The organism is Bradyrhizobium sp. CCGB20 (genome assembly GCF_024199855.1).
Lineage (GTDB): Bacteria > Pseudomonadota > Alphaproteobacteria > Rhizobiales > Xanthobacteraceae > Bradyrhizobium.
Window position 1 is genome coordinate 2,202,212 of sequence record NZ_JANADN010000001.1, and the last position, 20,328, is coordinate 2,222,539.

The following is a 20,328-nucleotide window of genomic DNA, read 5'->3' on the forward strand; positions in this document are numbered from 1 at the left end:
TCCGATAGGGTCGCTAACGCATTGTTAGCGATCCGGCGACGCCCAGGTCCGTAGGAGTACGGGAAAAGCCGCATATCGTTGCGAATGTCCGCAAGCGTTTCAGGGTTCAATAACAGAAGCGGTGGAATTTCCGGCTATCGGAGAATTCTGCCGCATGAACCTCGCCTCACAGAGAGCCGGATGGAGCCGCCTGCCGTTGCGGGCGGCCGCGTTCGTCGTGCTCACTTGCGCGACCATCCTCGGCGTCAGCGGCTGGCGCGAATGGGCCGCGCGCGATTCCGTGCTCAAGGGCGCCGAAACCGAGATGGCGAATGTGGCGCGCTCGCTGACGCAGCATGCGGAGGACAGCCTCGACCTGCTCGATTCCGGCGTCGTCGGCGTCGTCAGTCGGCTGGAGATGGACGGCACCGAGCCGGCCACGATCGCCAAGCTGCGCAACCTCCTGGAGGCGCGCAAGAAGGCGATGGAGCGCGTGCACGGCCTCGCCATCATCGACGACAAAGGCAACTGGCTGACTTCGCCCGGCACGATCGGCTCGACGCTCAGCGACGATGCATTTTTCCGCCATCACCAGCTCTCCCCGAAACGCGAGCCCTATGTCGGCCACCCCGTGAAGAGCCAGCTCGATGGCGAATGGGTCGTTACGCTGTCGCGTCGCTTCAACAAGCTGGACGGCAGTTTCGGTGGCGTGGTGCTCGCGACCATCAGCTCGAAATATCTCTCGCATTTCTACGAGCAGTTCGAGATCGGCCGCAACAGTTCGGTGGCGCTGATGTATGGCGACGGCTTGATCATCGCGCGCAACCCGAGCAACGATAAATTCGTCGGGCGCAGCGTCGCCGACACCCCGCTGTTCCGCGACGCGAGCCTGCAACGGCCGAGCGGCGCATATCATTTCAAGTCGCCGTTGGACGGGGCCGCGCGCGTCAGCTTCTTCAAGCGCTCTGGCCGCTATCCCCTCGTCCTGCTTGCCACCGTCGACAAGGACGAACTGCTCGCGCCCTGGCGCGCAGCCGCGATTTCCCGCATGCTCTACGTGCTCGCGCTGGTCATGCTGATCGCGGTGATCGGTGCGGTGCTGGTGCGGCAGTTGCAGCGCGGCCAGCGCATGGCTGCCGCCCTGGTCGAGAAGGAAGCGCATTTCCGCCTGCTCGCGGAAGGCTCCAGCGACATGGTCACCCGCATCGGGCTCGACGAGCGGCTGCGCTACGTCTCTCCCTCGTCGGCCCGTGTCGTCGGCTGGCGCGCCAATCAGCTGATCGGTACGCCCGCACTTGCGGGCATTCATGAGGAGGACCGGCCGCACGTCCAGGCCATCGTCGATGCCATGAAGCGCGGCGACGCGGAGGAGGCGCGCGTCACCTATCGTAACACGCACCGGACGAACACCGAAGTCTGGCTCGAATCGACCATGCGGGTCACGCGCAAGGAAAGCGGCGTCGTCGACGGGGTGGTCGCGATCTCGCGCGACATCACCGAGCAGAAGAAGCTGGAGACCAGGCTCGAGACGCTCGCGATCGAGGACAGCCTCACCGGGCTCGCCAACCGCCGCCGCTTCGACGAACGGTTGAAGGAGGAATGGGCGCGCGCCTATCGCGACCGTTCCAGCCTCGCCTTGCTGATGATCGACGTCGACCACTTCAAGGCCTACAACGACGAATACGGTCACCCCGCGGGCGATGCCTGTCTGCGCGTGGTGGCGCAGGTCATCGCGGCCGAGATGCAGCGCGCCGGAGATCTGGCTGCGCGCTATGGCGGCGAGGAATTCGCCATGCTGCTGCCGAACACCGATGCCACGGGCTGCGCGCGGATCGGCGAGCGGATCCGCCGTGCCATCCGCGAGGCGGGCCTCGTCCACAGCACCAATCACGCGTCGGGCTGCGTCACTGCTTCGCTCGGCGGCGCGGCCTGCCGGCCGGCGCTGGAACGCACTGCCGGTGTGGGCTCGCTCGTCGAGGCGGCCGATCAGGCGCTCTATGCGGCGAAGGAAGGTGGGCGCGACCGCCTGATGATGTCGGTCGAGGTGGCGCGCCTGCTGCCCAAGGCGTCAGGGCTGTAGCGCATCAATCTCAATAATGCGGCGGGGGCTCGTTGGCTGGGCCCGGCGCATTCGTCTCGGCTTCCTGAAGTCGCTCGCCAAGCTCAGCGATCTTCCGCGTCAGCACGTCGATCTGCTTCCACTGCGCGGTAATCGTCTGGTTCAGCGTCTCGATCGTATCGTCCTGATAGGCGATGCGCATCTCCAGCGTGTCGATGCGCTCGCCCAGCATCTTGATGTCATTCGTCACGGTCGTGCCCCTTGTCTCGCTCGCGCAATCCGTGACCGAGCGCCACGCGCTCGTCGAACACGAAGCATTCGCCGCGCCAGCGGCTCTGCGCCTGCGGCACCTCCTCCAGATATTTGAGGATACCGCCCTTGAGGTGATAGACCTCGGCGAAGCCGCGCGCGAGCAAATGTGCGCTCGCCTTCTCGCAGCGGATGCCGCCGGTGCAGAACATTGCGATCCTGCGATGCTTCGCCGGATCGAGCTGTTTTGCGGCAAAATCCTTGAACTGGCCAAAGCTCTTGATATCGGGGTCGACCGCGCCCTCGAACGTGCCCATCGCCACCTCGAACGCGTTGCGGGTGTCGAGCACCAGCATGTCGGGCGCCGCGATCAGCGCGTTCCACTCGGCGGCGTCGACATAGGTGCCGACCTGGCGGGTCGGATCGGCGGCCGCGTCGCCGAGCGTGACGATCTCCTTCTTCAGCCGCACCTTGAGCCGGCCGAACGGCATCGCCTCCGCAGTCGAGAACTTCAATTCGAGATTGGTCAGCCGGCCGCCGAACAGGCTGCCGTGCGCGAGCTCGTGGACGAAGGCGTCGATCGCCTCGGGCGCACCCGCAATCGTGCCGTTGATGCCTTCCCGGGCGAGCAGCACGCTGCCCTTGAGCGCAAGGCCTGCGCAGAACGCGCGCAACGGCTCGCGCAGCTCGCGGTAATCGGGCAGGGCGGCGAATTGGTAGAAGGCGGCGACCTTGTGGATCATGGCGGCTCGTTTAGCAGGCAGCCGCCGCCCGGAAAACCCGCATGGCCCCGGACGGCAAAAGGTCTATACGCCCAGCGGATGGCAGCCATTTCGCTGGTATGCCAGCATTGCCCCGGCGGGCCGGAATGTGTCATGTAGGCCCGGTTTTTCCGGGATGGCGCGCCGCGCGCCCCACGGCCCAAGAGAGCCTAACGACAGCCCAACGAGAGCAAGAATTGACATGAGAAACTTCCATTTCCCCGGCAGGTCGACCGTCCACGCCACCAACGCGATGGTGGCGACCTCGCATCCGCAGGCGTCGCTCGCCGCGATCGAGGTGCTGCGCGAGGGCGGCACGGCGGTGGACGCGGCGGTGGCGGGTTCGGCCTTGCTCGGCGTGATCGAGCCGCAATCGACCGGCATCGGCGGCGACTGCTTTGCGCTGATCCAGCCGCGCGGCGAGGGCAAGATCATCGCGTATAACGGCTCCGGCCGGGCCCCGAAGGCGGCCAATGCCGACTGGTATCTCGAGCGCAAGATCAACTCCGTGCCGCTGACCTCGGCGCATGCGGTCTCGATCCCCGGCGTGATCGACGCCTTCGCGACCGTGCTGCGCGATCACGGCAAGTTCGGCTTCGACCGGCTGCTGCAGCCCGCGATCAAGGCGGCAGAAGAGGGTTATGTCGTCGCGCCGCGCATCGCCTTCGACTGGAAGAACCAGTTCGAGAAACTGAAGGGTGGCACCAACACGGTGCGTTATCTGCTGCCAGGCGGCAAGCCGCCGGTGGCCGGCGACGTCATCCGCCAGGCCGAGCTCGGCAAGACGCTGCGCGCGATCGCCAAGGACGGCCGCGACGCCTTCTACAAGGGCGCGATCGCGGAAGACATGGTCGAGACGCTCAGGGGCATCGGCGGCCTGCACACGCTCGACGATTTCGCCGCGCACACCACCGAGACGACGACGCCGATCGGCACCGCGTACAAGGGCTATGACGTCTGGCAGTGCCCGCCGAACGGCCCCGGCGTCACCGCGTTGTTGATGCTGAACATCCTGTCGCGGTTCGACCTGACCAAGTATGCGCCGCTCAGCGTCGAGCGCTTCCATCTCGAAGCCGAGGCCGCGCGCATCGCCTACATGAACCGCGAGATGCACGTCGCCGATCCCGATCACATGAAGATCGACGTCGCCGAGATGCTCGCGAAGGGCTTTGCCGACGAGTACATCAGCAAGATCCGCATGGACGGCATGCTCGACCTGCCGAACGTCGCGCCGCCGATGAATCCCTCGACCATCTACATCACGGTCGTGGACAAGGACCGTAACGTCTGCTCGTTCATCAATTCGATCGCGCATTCCTTCGGTTCGGCCATCGTCTCGAACAACACCGGCGTGCTGTTCCAGAACCGTGCGGGCGGCTTCCGCATCCAGCCCGGCCATCCCAACTGCATCGCCGGCGGCAAGCGCCCGCTGCATACGATCATGCCGAGCCTGCTCACCAAGGGCGGCCGCTCCGTGATGCCGTTCGCGGTGATGGGCGGCCAGTATCAGCCGGTCGGCCAGACCCACGTCGTCACCAACATCCTCGACTATGGCTGCGACGTGCAGGAGGCGATCGACATGCCGCGCGGCCTGCATTACGAGGGCCAGTACCAGCTCGAGGACAGCGTGCCGGCCGACATCGTGGAAGGGCTGAAGAAGCTCGGCCACAAGACCACCAGCGTGGTCGGCCCGCTCGGCGGTGCCCAGGCGATCTGGATCGACTGGGACAAGGGCACGCTCACCGGCGGTTCCGATCCGCGCAAGGACGGCTGCGCGCTCGGTTATTGATCGACGCCCCGGGGCTGGAAACCGTACCCGCGTTGCGCTAGACACCTCCCGCCTCAAACGGAAGGTGTTCTATGCAGCGTTTCCAGCGCGCGCTCCTCGCCATCATGTCGGCACTCGCGATCACCGTGATCGGCAGCGTGTCGACATTCGTCTCCACCACGGCCTCGGCCCAGACCGCAGGAAAGACCATGACCACAGCTTCAGGATTGCAGACCATCGACAGCGTCGTCGGCACCGGCGCTTCGCCGAAGCCCGGACAGATCTGCGTAATGCACTATACCGGCTGGCTCTACGAGAACGGCCAGAAGGGCAAGAAATTCGACTCGTCCGTCGATCGCAACGAGCCGTTCGAATTCCCGATCGGCAAGGGCCGCGTCATCGCTGGCTGGGACGAGGGCGTTTCCACCATGAAGGTCGGCGGCAAGCGCACGCTGATCATCCCGCCGCAGCTCGGCTACGGCGCCCGCGGCGCCGGCGGCGTGATCCCGCCGAACGCGACGCTGATGTTCGACGTCGAATTGCTCGCGGTGAAGTGACGGCGTAGCCGTCATCCCGGGATGGTCCGAAGGACCAGACCTCAGGTGCGCAATCGCGCACCGGGGAATCCCGAGATCCCGGGTTCGCTTCGCGCCCCGGGATGACGACGTGAATAGACAAACAAAAAGACCGGCCTTACGGCCGGTCTTTTCGCATTCAGGCTTGTGCGTGTTATTCCGCCGCGCGACGTGCCGCCGCGGCGGCGCGATCAATCGCGTCCTTAGCCGCGTCCTTGGCGTCGCCCATGGCCTTCTGGCCCTTGCCCTTCACTTCCTGGACCGCACCTTCGCCCTGAAGACGCTCGGAACCGGTGGCTTCACCGATGCCCTGCTTGGCCTTGCCGATGGCTTCGTTGGCGGTGCCCTTGATCTTGTCGCTCGTGCTACCCATGGAAACTCTCCTTGCAGTTTGCTCGCGAAGACAACCTCTGGCGGCTACGAGAGTTCCGATTTTGGTATGGCTTGATGTCGCGGCTTTGGTTAGTTTCGCCCGCACGGAACCAACAGAAAGCAAGAATCATGACCGGCCATGACCACACGCATTCCCACCATGACCACGATCATCACGACGATCGCTGGAAGCATGACGGCGTGCGCGTCATTCCCGGCAACCAGCTCGATACCAACGTGCCGTCGACGGCCGGCATGGACCGCGCGGCCGCGATCAATTTCGCGCGCGTCGGCGCGCAGAAATTGTGGGCGGGCACGGTCAGCATCAGGCCCGACGCCAAGACCGGCGCACATCACCATGGCCATCTCGAAAGCGTGATCTACGTCGTGAAGGGCAAGGCGCGGATGCGCTGGGGCGAGAGCCTGCAGTTCACCGCGGAGGCCGGCCCCGGCGATTTCATTTTCGTGCCGCCCTATGTGCCGCATCAGGAGATCAATGCCAGCCCGGACGAGGTGCTGGAATGTGTGCTGGTGCGCAGCGACGGCGAGGCAGTCGCGATCAATCTCGACATCGAGCCGGTCGAGAAGCCCGAGACCGTGCTGTGGGTCGACCCGATCCATCGGGACCCGAACGAGAAGAAGTAAGGCCGAAGCCGCGCGGGGTCGGCGCGACAGAACCCCGCAGATCTGGGTGCAAAAAATATTCGGAAGCCGTGTCGGATGGCCGTCAGGCCGTCCGTCCTTGGGCAGAACCCCGCCCAAGGAGCTTCCGATGCCCAGGATGATCTTCCTCAATCTGCCGGTGACCGACCTCAAGCGCGCGACCGCCTTTTACGAAGCGGTCGGTGCGACCAGGAACCCGCAATTCAGCGATGATACGGCGAGCTGCATGGTCTTTTCCGAGACCATCTACGCGATGCTGACGACCCACGACAAATTCCGTCAGTTCACGCCGAAGCCGATCGCCGATGCAAAGACCACGAACCAGGCGCTGTTCTGTCTGTCCGCCGACAGCCGGAACGAGGTCGACGAGATCGTCGGCAGGGCCGAGGCTGCGGGCGGGGTGGCCGATCCCAGCCCGAAGGACGAATACAGCTTCATGTACGGCCGCAGCTTCGAGGATCCGGACGGTCATATGTGGGGTGTGAACTGGCTGGACATGGCAGCCTTCGCCGCGCAGTCCGAAATGGCGAACGCCTGATCGCAGTCCACGACCACCGAAGAGGAGCACTCTCCATGTCCAAGCTCGTACCCTGCATGTGGTTCAACGGCGATGCCGAGGAAGCCGCAAAATTCTACGTCTCGCTCGTTCCGAATTCGGAAGTAACGCACGTCCAGCGCAACGTGTCGGACAACCCCTCCGGCAAGCAGGGCTCCGTGCTCGTCGTCGAGTTCACGGTGGCGGGACAGCCTCTCGTCGCACTCAACGGCGGCATGAAAATGGAATACACCCACGCGCTCTCGCTGATGATCCATTGCGACGACCAGGCCCAGGTTGACAGCGTGTGGGATGCTTTCCTGGCTCATGGCGGCAAGGAGCAGCAGTGCGGCTGGATCAGCGATCGCTGGGGCGTGTCCTGGCAGGTCGTGCCGAAGGTGATGTTCGACTTCCTCTCGAGCCCCGACAAGGCGGCTGCCGCACGCGCGATGCAGGCCATGATGAAGATGGTGAAGCTGGACGTGGATGTGCTGCGCCGTGCGTTCGAGGGCAAGTCGGCGGCGTGAGGCGGGATACTCGCGCCACACGATCAGTGCCGTAGGGTGGGCAAAGGCGCGAGAGCGCCGTGCCCACCATCTGTTGCCTTCTGAGAGAGTTGGTGGGCACGCTCCGCTTTGCCCACCCTACGAGACCGTGCGCGCCGGCTAATAATTAATTCTTAGCCCCACGCCGCCGTGGATGGTGTTCCCCACCGGCTGCGGGCCCAGCGTGCCGTTGGCGAACAGGTCGACGACCCAGCCCTTTTGCACGCGGAAGCCGAGGCGGCCGCCATATTCGAACCAGCCCTGGTTGCCCATCGTCGGCACCACCAAGCCGTCGCCGGTCACGGTGGCGACAATGCCGCTGTGGCTCGCGAACGACTGCACCCAGCCGCCGTTGATATTGGTCTCGATGTTGCTGCCGAACAGATGGGTCCACTGGCCGCCGATCTTGACCAGGCTGGTGCGGTCGGTGCCGGTCGCAATCGTGGCGTCGAACGGATTGAACGCGACCGCGCTGTCGGAGTAGCCGGACACGCGCTGCCAGAGCTGCCAGACTTCGATCGAGGCCGCGACTTCGTCGCGCGGGGACACGCGGCTCATCCAGCCGGCGCGGCCGTACACGGCGTAGTTCGAAGCGTTGGTCGAGCCCGTGACGCTCACCGGCCCGAGGCTGGTGTTGTAGCTGCGGGTGTAGCGCGCCTTCTCCCACGGCGTCAGGATGGTGCCGACGTCGAAGAACGGGCGCGACGAGCCCCAGTCGGTGAAGTCATAGCGCAGAGCGAAGGCGCCGATCGGCGCGCTGGTGATGTTGTAGCCGCCCTCGTTGTATTGCGTGTAGGCGATGCCGGCGAGTAGCGACAGGTTGTTGGTCAGCTCCTTGCGGCCGTGAATGCCGGCCGAGAACGAGCCGGCCGAGCCGAACGCGCTGATGCAGTCGCTGCAATTGACCTGCTCGTTGACGCCGAGCAGCACCGTGCCGAGCACCCGGTTGGTGATCATCTGGTTGAAGCGCTGGTTGGCGAGGCCGCCGATCGAATTGCCGCTGGAATCTGCGCCGGTCGGGCCCGACGGTGGAGGCGGTGGATACGGGCTAGGCGACGGATAGGGGCTGGGCGAAGGCGAGGGCGTCGGTGTGGGTGTCGGCGTCGGGGACGGTGAATAGGTCGGGGTGGGGCTCGGACCACCGCACTCGGACTCGCACCCCGCCCCCTGGGCTGCCGCCGGACGGGCATCGAACGCGCCAAGCGCAAACGCCGCGGTTGCGGTCAGTACAGCGGCGAGGACGAAACGTCTGACGTCGAGTTTCGCCATCGTCACCGCCCGCACAGCATGCCGTCGTCCTGGACGGCGGGCGTGACGGTTGGCGAGGCGTCCGCATACTGGTTGACCGAGCACAGCCCGGCACTTGCGGCGCAGTTGGCGGCAAAGGTCCAGGGCGGCGTGTTGGTCTTGGTGATGCTGACCTTGCCGCCGGCGGAAATGATGATTGCGGTGTCGCCGGGCTGGGTGAGCTGCACGCACTGGGAGCTCGTCGTGCAGACGCTGGCGGCACCGTCCTGGAGCACGACGACGGAGCGTCCGCGCTGCGAGAGAATGTCGAGCGTAGTGCCGCGCACGCCGATGGTCGCGAGCGGTGTCGTGATCTTGTAGGCGGTCTTCTCCGAATGTCCGGTGACGAAGCGGAATGCGCCGGTGGTCATGCGGATCGCGACGTCGCGATAGCTGTGCTCATCGTTGAAGACGGTGCGGTCGAGCTTGAGCGTCGCGCTGGGACCGAGCGACAGATTGGTGCTGTCGGCCATGACGAAACGCGCAGCGCTGTCGGCGCCGGTGCGCACGGTCTCATCGCGCAGCATGCTGTCGCCGACGCTGATCGGCGTCGTGGTCGCGGCCACGCGCACCACTTCTTTCTGGATCACGACGGCTTCGCCGACGCGCGTCTGCGCCTGTGCGCCGGGCGCCGCGCACAACACAGCCGATAGCAGTGCGGGGAAAAACAAGAAACGCAAATTCATCTCGCAACCGATCGATATGTCCCTGATCGTACCGGACTGCGCGCGCTTCTGATGTGGCGAAATTATCACAAGCGGCGCGGGACGTGCGTTATGCTTAGTGACAGTTGCAGCAGAATGCGTTCAATGAAAAGTGCCATTCCTATTTTTCTCCGCGGTGAAGCAGATTTGCCACGCAAAACAGCCCCACAAGCGCCGCTCGAATTGCCCGCAGCTCCAAAGGTGTCGCGGAGCGCAGTAATCGCTGTCGCGATTTTCCTGATCGCACATCTCGCGCTGCTGATCGGCCTGACTGCGCCGGAGAAGTTCGTCTTCGACGAGGTGCATTACGTACCCGCGGCGCGGCAGATGCTGGCACCCGTGATGTCGCAGCCGATGCTCAATCCGATGCATCCGCCGCTGGCTAAGGAGCTGATCGCGGCATCGATCGCGGCCTTCGGCGACAATGCGCTGGGCTGGCGCTATCCGTCGACCTTGTTCGGTGCGCTCGCGATCGTCGCGATCTATCTGTGCGGGCTTGCGCTGTTCTCCGCGCAAGGGCCCGCGATCGCCGCCGCGTTGATCGCCGGCTTCAACCAGATGCTCTACGTGCAGGCGCGCATCGCCATGCTCGACATTTTCGCGCTCGGATTCGGTCTGCTCGCGATCGCCGCCTTCATGCACGGCTTTCGAAGAGAGCGCCCGCATGCGCTGTTCGCGCTCGCGGGCGTATTGTTTGGCCTCGCTGCGGCCTGCAAATGGAGCGGCCTGTTTCCACTCGGCATCTGCATCGTCCTCGTTGCGGTCATTCGCCTGATGCAGGGCTGGCGGACGCTGTTTGCCGACGCGAAGCCCGACGACTGGTACCGTCCCGATCTCTGGGCCGATTTTCGCGTGCAGCATGCCGTGATCTGCTTCGCCGTGCTGCCGGCGCTGACGTATCTTGCCGCCTTCGTTCCGCTCTACGGAGTGTCGTTGTCGGATCTGATCGAGGCGCAGCGCCGGATTTTCGCCGACAACACCACCACCGCGATCGCCGGTCACACCTATATGAGTGCGTGGCCGTCCTGGCCGCTGCTCGCGCGCCCGGTGTGGTTCCTGTTCGACAAGACGGCGGAAGACAATGTCTCGGCGATCGTCTTCCTCGGCAATCCTCTGGTGCTGTGGCCCGCACTGCCAGCGCTCGCGGTCGTGCTGCGCGATTTCATCGTCGCGCGCCGCTGGGATGCGTTCCTGATCGTGGCGTTCTATTTCGGCTGCTGGCTTGCCTGGGCTTTGCTGCCACGCACGCTCGGCTTCATCTACTACTATCTGCCGGCCGCTAGCGTGGCGTCGCTTGCGCTGGTCTATGTGCTGCGACGGGACGGCCTGCCGCGCTGGCTGCTGTGGGCCTATGTCGGCATCGCGGCCGTCGGCTTTGCGGTGATGCTGCCGGTCTCGGCGGCCTTCATCGGCACGTCGATGCAGACCTTCAACCGGCTGATGCTGTTCCAGAGTTGGATATGACATCGCCGCCTGCCGTGTGATGGCAGGCGGCGTGTTTCGCTCGGCGATGACTTCGCGATTACTTGGACGCCGTCGACTTCGCTTCCATGTTCACGACCTGGACGCGGCGGTTGATCGGGTCGGCGCCGTTGGCGGTGTCCTTCAGCTTGGTCTTGCCATAGCCGACGGCGACGAGGTCGGTGCCGTTGAGGCCGTAGTTCTGCACCAGGTACTTCTTGATGGTTTCGGCGCGACGTTCGGAGAGTCCTTGATTGTACTCTTCGCCGCCGACCGCATCGGTGTGGCCGGCGACCACGAAGGTCGAGCCCTTCAGCGTCGGATCGGACAGAGCCTTGCCGAGCGCCTGCACCGACGGCACCGAAGTCTTGGCGATGTCGGCCGAGTTGTAGTCGAACTGGATCTCCAGATCGATCTTCGGCTTGGTCGCGGCGAGCTCGGCGATCTGCTCGCGCTCGCCCGTCGAGAGCGATCGGGTCGCGCGGTTGCGCACGGTGCTCAGGAAGGTCGATTCCTTGGCCTGCGCCGCCGGGTCGGCCTGCGGACCGGTGGACAAGCCGCGGGTCGCCGGCTTCGACTTCAACGCATCCACGATCTGGTCGGCCGAGAAGGTCTTTTCGCCGGCGAAAGCCAGGCCCGCCGTCATCGACAGCGCGGCCGTGAGGGTGATCGCCTTCAGTCCAAAAAACTTATCAAAACGGGTCATTGTCGTATCCTCGCTGTTACGCCTGATGGCGATTTGATGCTGCGAGCCTAGGGCAGGTTCAAATGCCCAAATGTGATGCCGATCACATTCCAAATGGCCAACGTCCCGTTGCATCTTAACGCCGGAGCCAATCGGCATCCATGGCATGTCGGCCAGTAGTAGTGCCCTGCCACCGGGAAGAAGCGCTGTCGCATTCGGCATCGAAAGCAGAGTGCTGAACCAACTCGCTTTCTCGGAAGAAGACCGGGCCGCCTTTCCCTGTCGGAAACGTGCGTTCATCGTTCGTCGCAAAGCGGTCGCGGCATGGCCTGCTCGCGGACAAGAAATCGGCCAGATGGGCGCCTAGCAGACCCTTTCGATCGCCACCGCGAGCGAAGGGAGCCGAGTTTCATCCTGTGCCGAGGCCAACTGACTACCAGTTCTATCGCAATGGCCCGCCGGATCGGACCGTCTCACTGGGCGCCATGCCCATCTATATCGGCGCGGCGATGATTGCCGTGGCAATCCTGCTGTCGACGCTGATCACCGGGCTGACCAGCCGCTATGTCGGCCTCGACGGTCCGAACGACGAGAACATGTGGCTTGTCGACCGCCTCACCGGCAGCGTCTATCGCTGCCAGGCGGAGGGGCGCGGCAAGGCGTCCTGCGAGCCTGACGTCGCCACCGGCAGCCTCGGTGACCGGCCCAAGGCGCAGAAGGATGGCCGTTGAGGCCCTGCGCCATCATGAGCAATGGCAAGATGAAGAGCGCCTGCACGCACTACATGAGTCGCAGAAGGCCATGTCGATGAAGTAAGCGCGAGGCGCGCACGGTGCGGCCGTGTTGTCAGCAGTTGGCAGCGCGGCTTTTTCCTCGCACGACTTCTCTGCCGTCTCCCTTTTTCTCTGCGCGAATCCCGCTACATTGCCTCCTGCAATGTCACGCGCGCCCAAACCGTTTCCGATCCCCACGACACAGGCCCGGCAGATCTGGCTGCATGCCCAGCGGCTGGACGAGCGCGCGCCGTTCGGGGAGGGCGCGCACGCGGTGGCGGATGTCATCGCTCATCTCGGCTATGTGCAGATCGACACCATCAACGTCATTGAACGCAGCCACCACCATATCCTGTTCAGCCGCATCCCGTCCTACCGCCGCACCGACCTGCGCCAGGCCCAGAGCGTCGACAGAAGCGTGTTCGAATACTGGACCCATGCGCTGTCTTACGTGCCGGCGAGCGACTTCCGCTTCTTTCTGCCGGCGATGCGCGAGCACAAGCGCGAGGGCCATAAATGGTATGCCTCGGTGAAGCCGGCCGACACGCGCAAGGTGATGCGGCTCCTTCGTGCCGGTCCGCTCACGATCCGCGACATCGAGGACGACGTGCTCACCGAGAAGGAGCATTTGTGGCAGAGCCGAAAACCCTCGAAGCGCGCGTTGCAGCTCGCCTTCTATACCGGCGTCGCGACCGTCAGCGCGCGCCAGGGCATGCTCAAGACCTATGAGCTGATGACGCGGCATTTCGGCTGGGACAAGCTGCCGAAGCCGGCGTCGGCAAGGGACATCACGGCCTATCTGCTCGACCGCGCGCTGCGGTCGCAGGGTGTGGTCAGCCTGGATTCGATCTGCCACCTCGATGCGCCGAGCAAGAAGGCGGTCGCGCAGCTGATCACCTCGCGCGTGCGCCGCGGCGAGCTGGTGCCCGTTGCGATCGAAGGCGCCGGCAAGCAGGAGCATTGGGCCGCGCCTGCGGCGCTGGAGCCCGGTGAGGGCGCCTCGCCCGATCTCGTTCACATCCTCTCCCCGTTCGATCCCCTGATCATCCAGCGCAAGCGCACCAATCTCTTCTTCGGCTACAATCATCTGTTTGAGGCCTATGTGCCGAAGGCCAAGCGCAAGCTCGGCTACTTCGCGCTGCCCGTGCTGGTCGGCGACGAGATCGTCGCCGCGCTCGACCTCAAGACCGACCGGCAGGGCAAGAAACTCCTGATGCAGAAATGGACCTGGGTCGGGCAGGGCAAGAAGACGGCGGGGCGCAAGGAGCTGAAGCGCGTGATCGAGCAGGAGCTCGATCGGTTCGAGCGATTTCAATTGTCGGAGTGACAGATCGTAGGGTGGATTAGCCGAAGGCGTAATCCACCACTGTTTGTCTCTGCGGGGGCGAAGCGGTGGATTACGCTTCGCTAATCCACCCTACGCTTCCCGACGAGCCGATCGATCCAGACCCCAAACGCAATCCCGGCCGCATAGGCCACCAGATTCCACAGCGAGAAGATGCGCCCGAGCAGCAAGGCCCCGGCCGTCGTCAGCCGGAACGCGTCGAGCCAGGGCGTATGCACCAGCCGGGAGAATTCGACCGCGATCGCGATCACCGCCGCGATGGCTGTCATCCGGCTCCGCGTCAGCCGCGGCAGCACGACCCCGACCAGCAGAAACACCATCGTCGCCCACAGCAGCGAGCCGCCGTACTTCACGACGAAGGCCGGAAGCCCGAGCGGAAAGCCGTACCAGCGCAACGACAGGCCGCAAGCGATCACGACCAGCGCCAGGGCGGCGCGGATCAGCGACCGCTGTCGCGGCGCCACGGGTTTGACCGGCTGCGCCCCGCGCATTGCTTGTTCCATTGACTCTTTGCTCGTGATGCTGAAAACCGCGGATCAGCCCATAAAAGCAACAACCCCGGGGGGAAGCCATGAGCCAGACCACGACCTATGCCGGTTCCGCCGGTTCAGCCAAGTCGGAAATCGAGACCTCGACAATCCGCGCCATCTCCTGGCGCCTGATCCCGTTCCTGGTGCTGGCCTACTTCTTCTCCTATCTCGACCGCGTCAATCTCGGCTTCGCCGCGCTGACCATGAATGCGGAGCTGAAGTTCACGCCGCTGATCTTCTCCTGGGGCGCGGGCATCTTCTTCATCGGCTATTTCATTTTCGAGGTGCCGAGCAATCTGGCGCTGGAAAAGTTCGGCGCGAGCCGCTGGATCGCCCGCATCATGGTGACCTGGGGCATCATCTCGGCGCTGATGGCGCTGGTCAGCGGCGTGACGAGCTTCTACGTCCTGCGCTTCCTGCTCGGTGTTGCCGAGGCCGGCTTCTTCCCTGGCATCATCCTCTATCTCACCTACTGGTATCCGGCCGAATATCGCGCCCGCTTCCTCGCCGCCTTCGCCATCGCCGTGCCGGTCTCGACCGTGATAGGCGCGCCGATCTCGGGCCTGCTGCTCGGGCTTGACGGCGTGATGGGGCTGAAGGGCTGGCAGTGGCTGTTCATCATCGAGGGCATCCCCTCGGTGCTGCTGGGCATCGTCACCTGGTTCTACCTCACCGACAAGCCGGAGAAGGCGGACTGGCTCTCGGCCGAACAGAAGGCCTGGCTCAAGGGCAGGCTCGACTCGGAAATTGCGGCCAAGCAGGCGGTGAAGCATCTGTCGCTCGGCGAAGCGCTGTCCTCGCCCAAGGTGATCGCGCTCAGCCTGATCTATTTCGGCTTCGTCGGCGCGCTCTACGGCATGCAGTTCTGGCTGCCGCAGATCGTCAAGGCGTTCGGCCTCACCAACGCGCAGACCGGCTTCGTCACCGCGATCCCGTATCTGTTCGGCACCATCGCGATGATCCTGTGGGCGCGGCATTCGGATGCGACGCGCGAGCGCGTGAAGCATGTCGGCGCGCCGCTGCTGCTGACCGCGGTCGCACTTGCCGTCTCCTCCTATCTCACCGATCCCACCATGACGATGGTGGCGCTGACGGTCGCGGCGATCGGCGTGTTCTGCTGCTTCGGCGTGTTCTGGACCCTGCCGACCGCCTGGCTCTCCGGCACGGCCGCGGCCGGCGCCATCGCGCTGATCAACTCGATCGGCAACCTCGCCGGGTTCGGCGGCCCCTATCTGATCGGCTGGGTCAAGGAAGCGACGGGGCAGACCTCGACGGGCCTGCTGGTGCTCGCCGTGCTGCCGCTGCTCGCCGGCATTTTGGTCTTTGTCGGCGGCCACGACACCAAGCACGAGTTCGCCGAGCAGGGGCGATAAGGGCCGAGTGAACGGTTCCGTAGGGTGGGCAAAGCGCAGCGTGCCCACCAATAGTTCGTGGGCACGGCGCTAACGCGCCTTTGCCCACCCTACAATTGCACCTCTCTCACGACCTTCCCCCAATCCTTACCACCCCTTAACGATCACGCTTTCCTGATGACTGACGATTATTGACTTTTATCAGTGATTAGTCGACATTCCTCTCATTGCAGTCGCAGGAGTGTCCTCCGATGTTCGTCCGGTCGGTTTTGTCCAACTATTCCAGGCTCTTGGCAGGTGTGTCGCTGGCCCTCATGGCCGCCGCCCTGGGCGGGTGCAATGACACCGTCGCTGAAAAGGCCGAGCCGCCGCGGCCGGTTCTGGTCGCAACGGCTCATTATGACTCCGAGACGCCGGAGCGCAGCTTCGTTGGCACCGTCAGGCCCCGGATCGAGAGCGATCTCGGTTTCCGTGTCGCCGGCAAGGTTGCCAAGCGCCTGGTCGAGGTCGGCCAGACGGTCGAGGTCGGCCAGCCGCTCGCGACCCTCGATGAGGTCGACCTGAAGCTCCAGGCCGAGCAGTCCGTCGCCGAGCAGACCGCTGCGACCGGCGTGTTGGCCCAGGCCGCCGCGGCCGAGCAGCGCGCCAAGGATTTGAAGGCCAAGGGCTGGACCACGGATGCCCAGATGGATTCGAGCCGTGCCGCTGCCGACGAGGCCCGCGCGCGCCTGAACCGGGCCGAGCGCTCGGTTGAGCTGACCAAGAATTCCCTTTCCTACGCGACGCTCGTTGCCGACGCCCGTGGCGTCGTCACCGCAACGCTGATCGAGCCCGGCCAGGTGGTCGCCGCGGGCCAGGCTTCGATCCGCGTCGCCCGCTTTGCCGAGAAGGAAGCGGTCGTCGCGATCCCTGAGACGCTGGTTGGACGCGCCAAGTCGGGCGTCGCCAGCGTCACTCTTTGGTCGGAGCCGGACAAGAAGTATGCGGCCAGGCTGCGCGAGATCGCGCCGGCGGCCGATCCGGCCACGCGCACCTATCTCGCAAAGTTCTCGCTGCCCGAAGCCGACGACAAGGTCGCACTCGGCATGACCGCGACGCTGACGCTGTCGGATGCTGCCACCGAGCGCGTCGCGCGGCTGCCGCTGTCGGCGCTGTTCAACGAAGGCGGCAAGCCGTCCTTCTACGTCGTCGACGACAATGGCTCCGTCACGCTGAAGCCGGTCGTGGTGAAGTCCTACGAGAGCAACGACGTCATCATTACCAGCGGTGTGGACGAGGGCGCCAAGATCGTCGCCCTCGGCGTGCAGAAGCTCGATCCGGGCCAGCGGGTGCGGATCGTCTCGTCACTGTCTTTCTAGCAAGCTCGTACGAGTCACGTCGCGTGAGGTGAGTTTCGGCCCAAGCGTAAATGCCGGGGCTGAAGCGGCGAAGCGATCCAGAACCTGCCCAGCCCCCTGGATTGCTTCGCTGCCTCGCGACGACGGTTTGAAAAGAGTGGCTGTCGTTTTTTGCAATTGATCGTCTTCCGGAGAGAGCGATGAAGCGCTTCAACCTTTCGGCCTGGGCCGTCAGCCATCCGACGCTGGTCCTGTTCCTGATGATCATACTCGGCGTCGCCGGCTTCTTCTCGTATCAGAAGCTCGGGCGAGCCGAGGATCCGTTCTTCACGGTGAAGGTGGTCAACGTCTCCGTGATCTGGCCGGGCGCGACCGCGCAAGAGATGCAGACCCAGGTCGCCGATCCCATCGAGAAGAAGATCCAGGAGCTGCCTTACTTCGAGAAGGTGCAGACCTATTCCAAGCCGGCCTTCACCGCGCTCCAGGTCACCTTCCGCGATTCCACGCCGCCGAAGGACGTGCCCTATCTTTTCTACCTCCTGCGCAAGAAGCTTGCCGACGTGCAGGGCCAGCTGCCCTCGGGGATTCTGGGACCCGTCGTCAACGACGAATTCTCCGACGTCGATTCCATCCTCTACATGATGACCGGCGACGGCGCCGACTATGCCCAGCTCAAGAAGGTCTCCGAAGGCTTCCGCCAGCGCCTGTTGAAGGTGCCGGGCGTCACCAAGGTCGACGTCTACGGCAACCAGGACGAGCGCATCTTCGTCGAATTCAGCCACGCCAAGCTCGCGACCCTCGGCATCACGCCGCAGGCGCTGTTCGATTCGCTTGCCAAGCAGAACAACGTGACGCCCGCGGGCACGGTCGAGACCTCGTCGCAGCGCGTGCCGCTACGCGTCACCGGTGCGCTCGACGGCGCCAAGGCCGTTGCCGAAACCCCGGTCGAGAGCAACGGCCGCGTGTTCCGCCTCGGCGACATCGCCACCGTCACCCACGGCTATGTCGACCCGCCGAGCTTCATCGTGCGCCAGGAAGGCAAGGCCGCGATCGGCATCGGTGTCGTCACCGCCAAGGGCGCCAACATCCTCGATCTCGGCAAGGAGGTCGAGAAGGCCACCGCTGAGTTCATGAAGGCGGTACCGCAGGGCATCGACGTCAAGCTCATTGCCGACCAGCCCAAGGTGGTCGAGCACGCCGTCGGCGAGTTCGTGCACTCCTTCATGGAAGCGCTCGTCATCGTGCTGTTCGTGTCGTTCCTGGCACTCGGCTGGCGCACCGGCATCGTGGTCGCGCTGTCGGTGCCGCTGGTGCTCGGCATCGTCTTCGTCGTCATGAACACGATGTCGCTCGACCTGCACCGCATCACGCTCGGCGCACTGATCATCGCGCTCGGTCTGCTCGTGGATGATGCCATCATCGCGGTCGAGATGATGGTGGTGAAGATGGAGCAGGGCTGGGATCGCTTCCGGGCTGCGTCCTTTGCCTGGGAATCCACCGCGTTTCCGATGCTCACGGGAACGCTGGTCACGGCCGCTGGCTTCCTCCCCATCGGCTTTGCCAATTCCGCGGTCGGCGAATATGCCGGCAGCATCTTCTGGATCGTGGCGATCGCGCTGGTCGCGTCGTGGTTCGTGGCGGTGATCTTCACGCCCTATATCGGCGTCATGCTGCTGCCCAACATCAAGGTGCATCACAATCACGATCCGCACGCGGTCTACGAGACCCGCATGTACCGCGGCCTGCGCGCCATCGTGCAATGGTGCGTCAATCATCGCATCACCGTGGTGGCCGCGACCGTCGGCGTCTTCATCGCCTCGATCGTCGGCTTCGGCCATGTCCAGCAGCAGTTCTTCCCGCTGTCGGAGCGGCCCGAGCTGTTCCTCCAGCTCCGTCTGCCCGAGGGTACGGCCTTCAACGTCACCGAGAAGGCCGTCAAGAAGGCCGAGACGCTGCTCAAGGACGACAAGGACATCGAGACCTATACGTCCTATGTCGGCCAGGGCTCGCCGCGCTTCTGGCTCGGCCTCAACCCGCAGCTCCCGAACGAGGCCTTTGCCGAGATCGTCATCGTCGCCAAGGGCGTCGAGGCCCGCGAGCGCATCAAGGCCAAGATCGAGAATGCGGCGGCGGAGGGCATGCTGACCGAGGCACGCGTGCGCGTCGACCGCTTCAATTTCGGTCCGCCGGTCGGCTTCCCCGTCCAGTTCCGCGTGATCGGCCCCGACGCCAACAAGGTGCGCGAGATCGCCTACCAGGTTCGCGACGTCATGCGGCAGAACAAGAGCGTCAAGGACGTCCAGCTCGACTGGAACGAGCAGTCGCCCTATCTCAAGCTCGTCGTCGACCAGGATCGTGCCCGCGCCATGGGCCTGACCCCGCAGGACGTCTCGCAGGCGCTGTCGATGCTGATCTCGGGCGCGCAGGTCACGACCATCCGCGACGGCATCGAGAAGGTGGCCGTGGTCGCCCGTGCGATCCCGTCCGAACGCCTCGATCTCGGCGGCGTCGGTGATCTCACCATCACCTCGCGCAACGGCGTGGCCGTGCCGCTGCAGCAGATCGCCAAGATCGAATATGCCCACGAGGAGCCGATCATGTGGCGGCGTAACCGCGACATGGCGATCACCGTGCGCTCCGACGTGGTCGACGGCGTGCAGGCGCCCGACGTCACCAGCCAGATCACGCCGAAGCTGAAGGCGATCAAGGACCACCTCGAGCCGGCCTACCGGATCGAGCCGGGCGGGGCGTTCGAGGAATCCGCCAAGGGCAACGCCTCGATCTTCATCCTCTTCCCGCTGATGGTCATGGTGATGCTGACGCTGCTGATGTTCCAGCTGCAGAGCTTCTCGCGCCTGATCCTGGTGTTCCTGACCGCGCCGCTCGGCATCGTCGGCGCCTCCTTCGGGCTCAACGTCGCCAACGCCCCGTTCGGCTTCGTGGCGCTGCTCGGCCTGATCGCGCTCGCCGGCATGATCATGCGCAACACGGTCATCCTGGTCGACCAGATCGAGACCGACGTCTCGCATGGCCTGACCCGCCGAGAGGCGATCGTGGAGGCCACCGTCCGCCGCGCCCGTCCGGTGGTGCTGACGGCGCTCGCCGCGATCCTCGCCATGATCCCGCTGTCGCGCTCGGCGTTCTGGGGCCCGATGGCGATCACCATCATGGGCGGCCTGTTCGTCGCGACCTTCCTCACGCTCTTGTATCTGCCGGGCCTGTACGCCCTGTGGTTCAGGAAGAGCCTGGATGAGGCCGGTTCTGCCGAACAACCTACCGCGCCGCAGCATGGGAGCGATGAGCAACCAGCAATTCCGCTTGCTGAGGCGGCTGAATAAGTGAGAAGTA

Annotated in this window: 19 protein-coding genes; 12 read left to right on the top strand and 7 right to left on the bottom strand. The window is 64.7% G+C overall.

Annotated features, from left to right (window positions below; all coding sequences use genetic code 11):
* The first annotated feature begins 154 nt into the window (after positions 1-154).
* Complete coding sequence (locus NLM15_RS10035) at positions 155-2,059, top strand: diguanylate cyclase domain-containing protein (protein ID WP_254116800.1); 1,905 nt, start codon at positions 155-157, stop codon at positions 2,057-2,059.
* Between the two features lie 10 nt (positions 2,060-2,069).
* On the opposite strand, the gene NLM15_RS10040 is transcribed toward NLM15_RS10035, so the two are convergent.
* Together NLM15_RS10040 and NLM15_RS10045 are read right to left on the bottom strand one after the other, a co-directional pair.
* Entirely contained in the window at positions 2,070-2,288 is a 219-nt protein-coding gene (locus tag NLM15_RS10040) for a SlyX family protein (protein ID WP_254116801.1), read from the bottom strand.
* Entirely contained in the window at positions 2,278-3,030 is a 753-nt protein-coding gene (locus NLM15_RS10045) for a rhodanese-related sulfurtransferase (RefSeq protein WP_254116802.1), read from the bottom strand. Before NLM15_RS10045 ends, NLM15_RS10040 begins: the two co-directional genes overlap by 11 nt.
* A gap of 220 nt (positions 3,031-3,250) precedes the next feature.
* Here NLM15_RS10045 and ggt point away from each other — a divergent pair, with 220 nt between their 5' ends.
* Both ggt and NLM15_RS10055 read left to right on the top strand, forming a co-directional pair.
* The gene (gene ggt, locus NLM15_RS10050; RefSeq protein WP_254116803.1) at positions 3,251-4,837 is read left to right on the top strand and encodes a gamma-glutamyltransferase; all 1,587 of its coding nucleotides are present in this window, start codon (positions 3,251-3,253) and stop codon (positions 4,835-4,837) included.
* Between the two features lie 71 nt (positions 4,838-4,908).
* On the top strand, positions 4,909-5,373 hold the full coding sequence (locus NLM15_RS10055) for an FKBP-type peptidyl-prolyl cis-trans isomerase (protein ID WP_254116804.1): 465 nt from the start codon (positions 4,909-4,911) through the stop codon (positions 5,371-5,373).
* A 172-nt stretch (positions 5,374-5,545) separates the two neighbouring features.
* Here the strand turns inward: NLM15_RS10055 and NLM15_RS10060 are convergent, their stop codons facing one another.
* A complete protein-coding gene (locus NLM15_RS10060; RefSeq protein WP_254116805.1) occupies positions 5,546-5,764 on the bottom strand; it encodes a CsbD family protein in 219 nt (72 codons plus the stop codon).
* Positions 5,765-5,892: 128 nt separating this feature from the next.
* Here NLM15_RS10060 and NLM15_RS10065 point away from each other — a divergent pair, with 128 nt between their 5' ends.
* The 3 genes from NLM15_RS10065 to NLM15_RS10075 all read left to right on the top strand — a co-directional run bounded on the left by NLM15_RS10065 (position 5,893) and on the right by NLM15_RS10075 (position 7,488).
* Positions 5,893-6,408: a cupin domain-containing protein gene (locus tag NLM15_RS10065; RefSeq protein ID WP_254116806.1), complete on the top strand. Its 516-nt coding sequence runs from the start codon at positions 5,893-5,895 to the stop codon at positions 6,406-6,408.
* 127 nt (positions 6,409-6,535) lie between these two features.
* Positions 6,536-6,964 (top strand): VOC family protein, encoded by a 429-nt coding sequence (locus tag NLM15_RS10070; protein ID WP_254116807.1) that lies wholly within the window; start codon positions 6,536-6,538, stop codon positions 6,962-6,964.
* Between the two features lie 35 nt (positions 6,965-6,999).
* Positions 7,000-7,488 (top strand): VOC family protein, encoded by a 489-nt coding sequence (locus tag NLM15_RS10075; protein ID WP_254116808.1) that lies wholly within the window; start codon positions 7,000-7,002, stop codon positions 7,486-7,488.
* Between the two features lie 138 nt (positions 7,489-7,626).
* On the opposite strand, the gene NLM15_RS10080 is transcribed toward NLM15_RS10075, so the two are convergent.
* Together NLM15_RS10080 and NLM15_RS10085 are read right to left on the bottom strand one after the other, a co-directional pair.
* Positions 7,627-8,775, bottom strand: coding sequence for a hypothetical protein (locus NLM15_RS10080; RefSeq protein ID WP_254116809.1), 1,149 nt, complete (start codon positions 8,773-8,775; stop codon positions 7,627-7,629).
* A gap of 2 nt (positions 8,776-8,777) precedes the next feature.
* The gene (locus tag NLM15_RS10085; protein ID WP_254116810.1) at positions 8,778-9,479 is read right to left on the bottom strand and encodes a FecR domain-containing protein; all 702 of its coding nucleotides are present in this window, start codon (positions 9,477-9,479) and stop codon (positions 8,778-8,780) included.
* A gap of 51 nt (positions 9,480-9,530) precedes the next feature.
* Here NLM15_RS10085 and NLM15_RS10090 point away from each other — a divergent pair, with 51 nt between their 5' ends.
* Positions 9,531-10,961, top strand: coding sequence for a phospholipid carrier-dependent glycosyltransferase (locus NLM15_RS10090; protein ID WP_254116811.1), 1,431 nt, complete (start codon positions 9,531-9,533; stop codon positions 10,959-10,961).
* Between the two features lie 58 nt (positions 10,962-11,019).
* Here NLM15_RS10090 and NLM15_RS10095 read toward each other — a convergent pair whose 3' ends face one another.
* Positions 11,020-11,664 carry an OmpA family protein gene (locus tag NLM15_RS10095; protein WP_254116812.1) on the bottom strand — a complete coding sequence of 215 codons (645 nt, stop codon included), beginning with the start codon at positions 11,662-11,664 and terminating at the stop codon, positions 11,020-11,022.
* 464 nt (positions 11,665-12,128) lie between these two features.
* Here NLM15_RS10095 and NLM15_RS10100 point away from each other — a divergent pair, with 464 nt between their 5' ends.
* The gene (locus NLM15_RS10100) at positions 12,129-12,374 is read left to right on the top strand and encodes a hypothetical protein (protein ID WP_254124198.1); all 246 of its coding nucleotides are present in this window, start codon (positions 12,129-12,131) and stop codon (positions 12,372-12,374) included.
* Positions 12,375-12,579: 205 nt separating this feature from the next.
* Complete coding sequence (locus NLM15_RS10105; RefSeq protein ID WP_254116813.1) at positions 12,580-13,743, top strand: winged helix-turn-helix domain-containing protein; 1,164 nt, start codon at positions 12,580-12,582, stop codon at positions 13,741-13,743.
* A gap of 80 nt (positions 13,744-13,823) precedes the next feature.
* Here the strand turns inward: NLM15_RS10105 and NLM15_RS10110 are convergent, their stop codons facing one another.
* On the bottom strand, positions 13,824-14,252 hold the full coding sequence (locus NLM15_RS10110; RefSeq protein WP_254124199.1) for a DUF2809 domain-containing protein: 429 nt from the start codon (positions 14,250-14,252) through the stop codon (positions 13,824-13,826).
* Positions 14,253-14,332: 80 nt separating this feature from the next.
* Between NLM15_RS10110 and NLM15_RS10115 the strand changes: the two genes are divergently transcribed.
* The 3 genes from NLM15_RS10115 (at position 14,333) to NLM15_RS10125 (ending at position 20,318) form a co-directional block, all read left to right on the top strand.
* Entirely contained in the window at positions 14,333-15,664 is a 1,332-nt protein-coding gene (locus NLM15_RS10115) for an MFS transporter (protein WP_254116814.1), read from the top strand.
* Between the two features lie 230 nt (positions 15,665-15,894).
* Positions 15,895-17,001, top strand: coding sequence for an efflux RND transporter periplasmic adaptor subunit (locus tag NLM15_RS10120; RefSeq protein WP_254116815.1), 1,107 nt, complete (start codon positions 15,895-15,897; stop codon positions 16,999-17,001).
* A gap of 179 nt (positions 17,002-17,180) precedes the next feature.
* Positions 17,181-20,318, top strand: a complete 3,138-nt coding sequence (locus tag NLM15_RS10125) for an efflux RND transporter permease subunit (RefSeq protein ID WP_254116816.1) — start codon at positions 17,181-17,183, stop codon at positions 20,316-20,318.
* Positions 20,319-20,328: the final 10 nt, after the last annotated feature.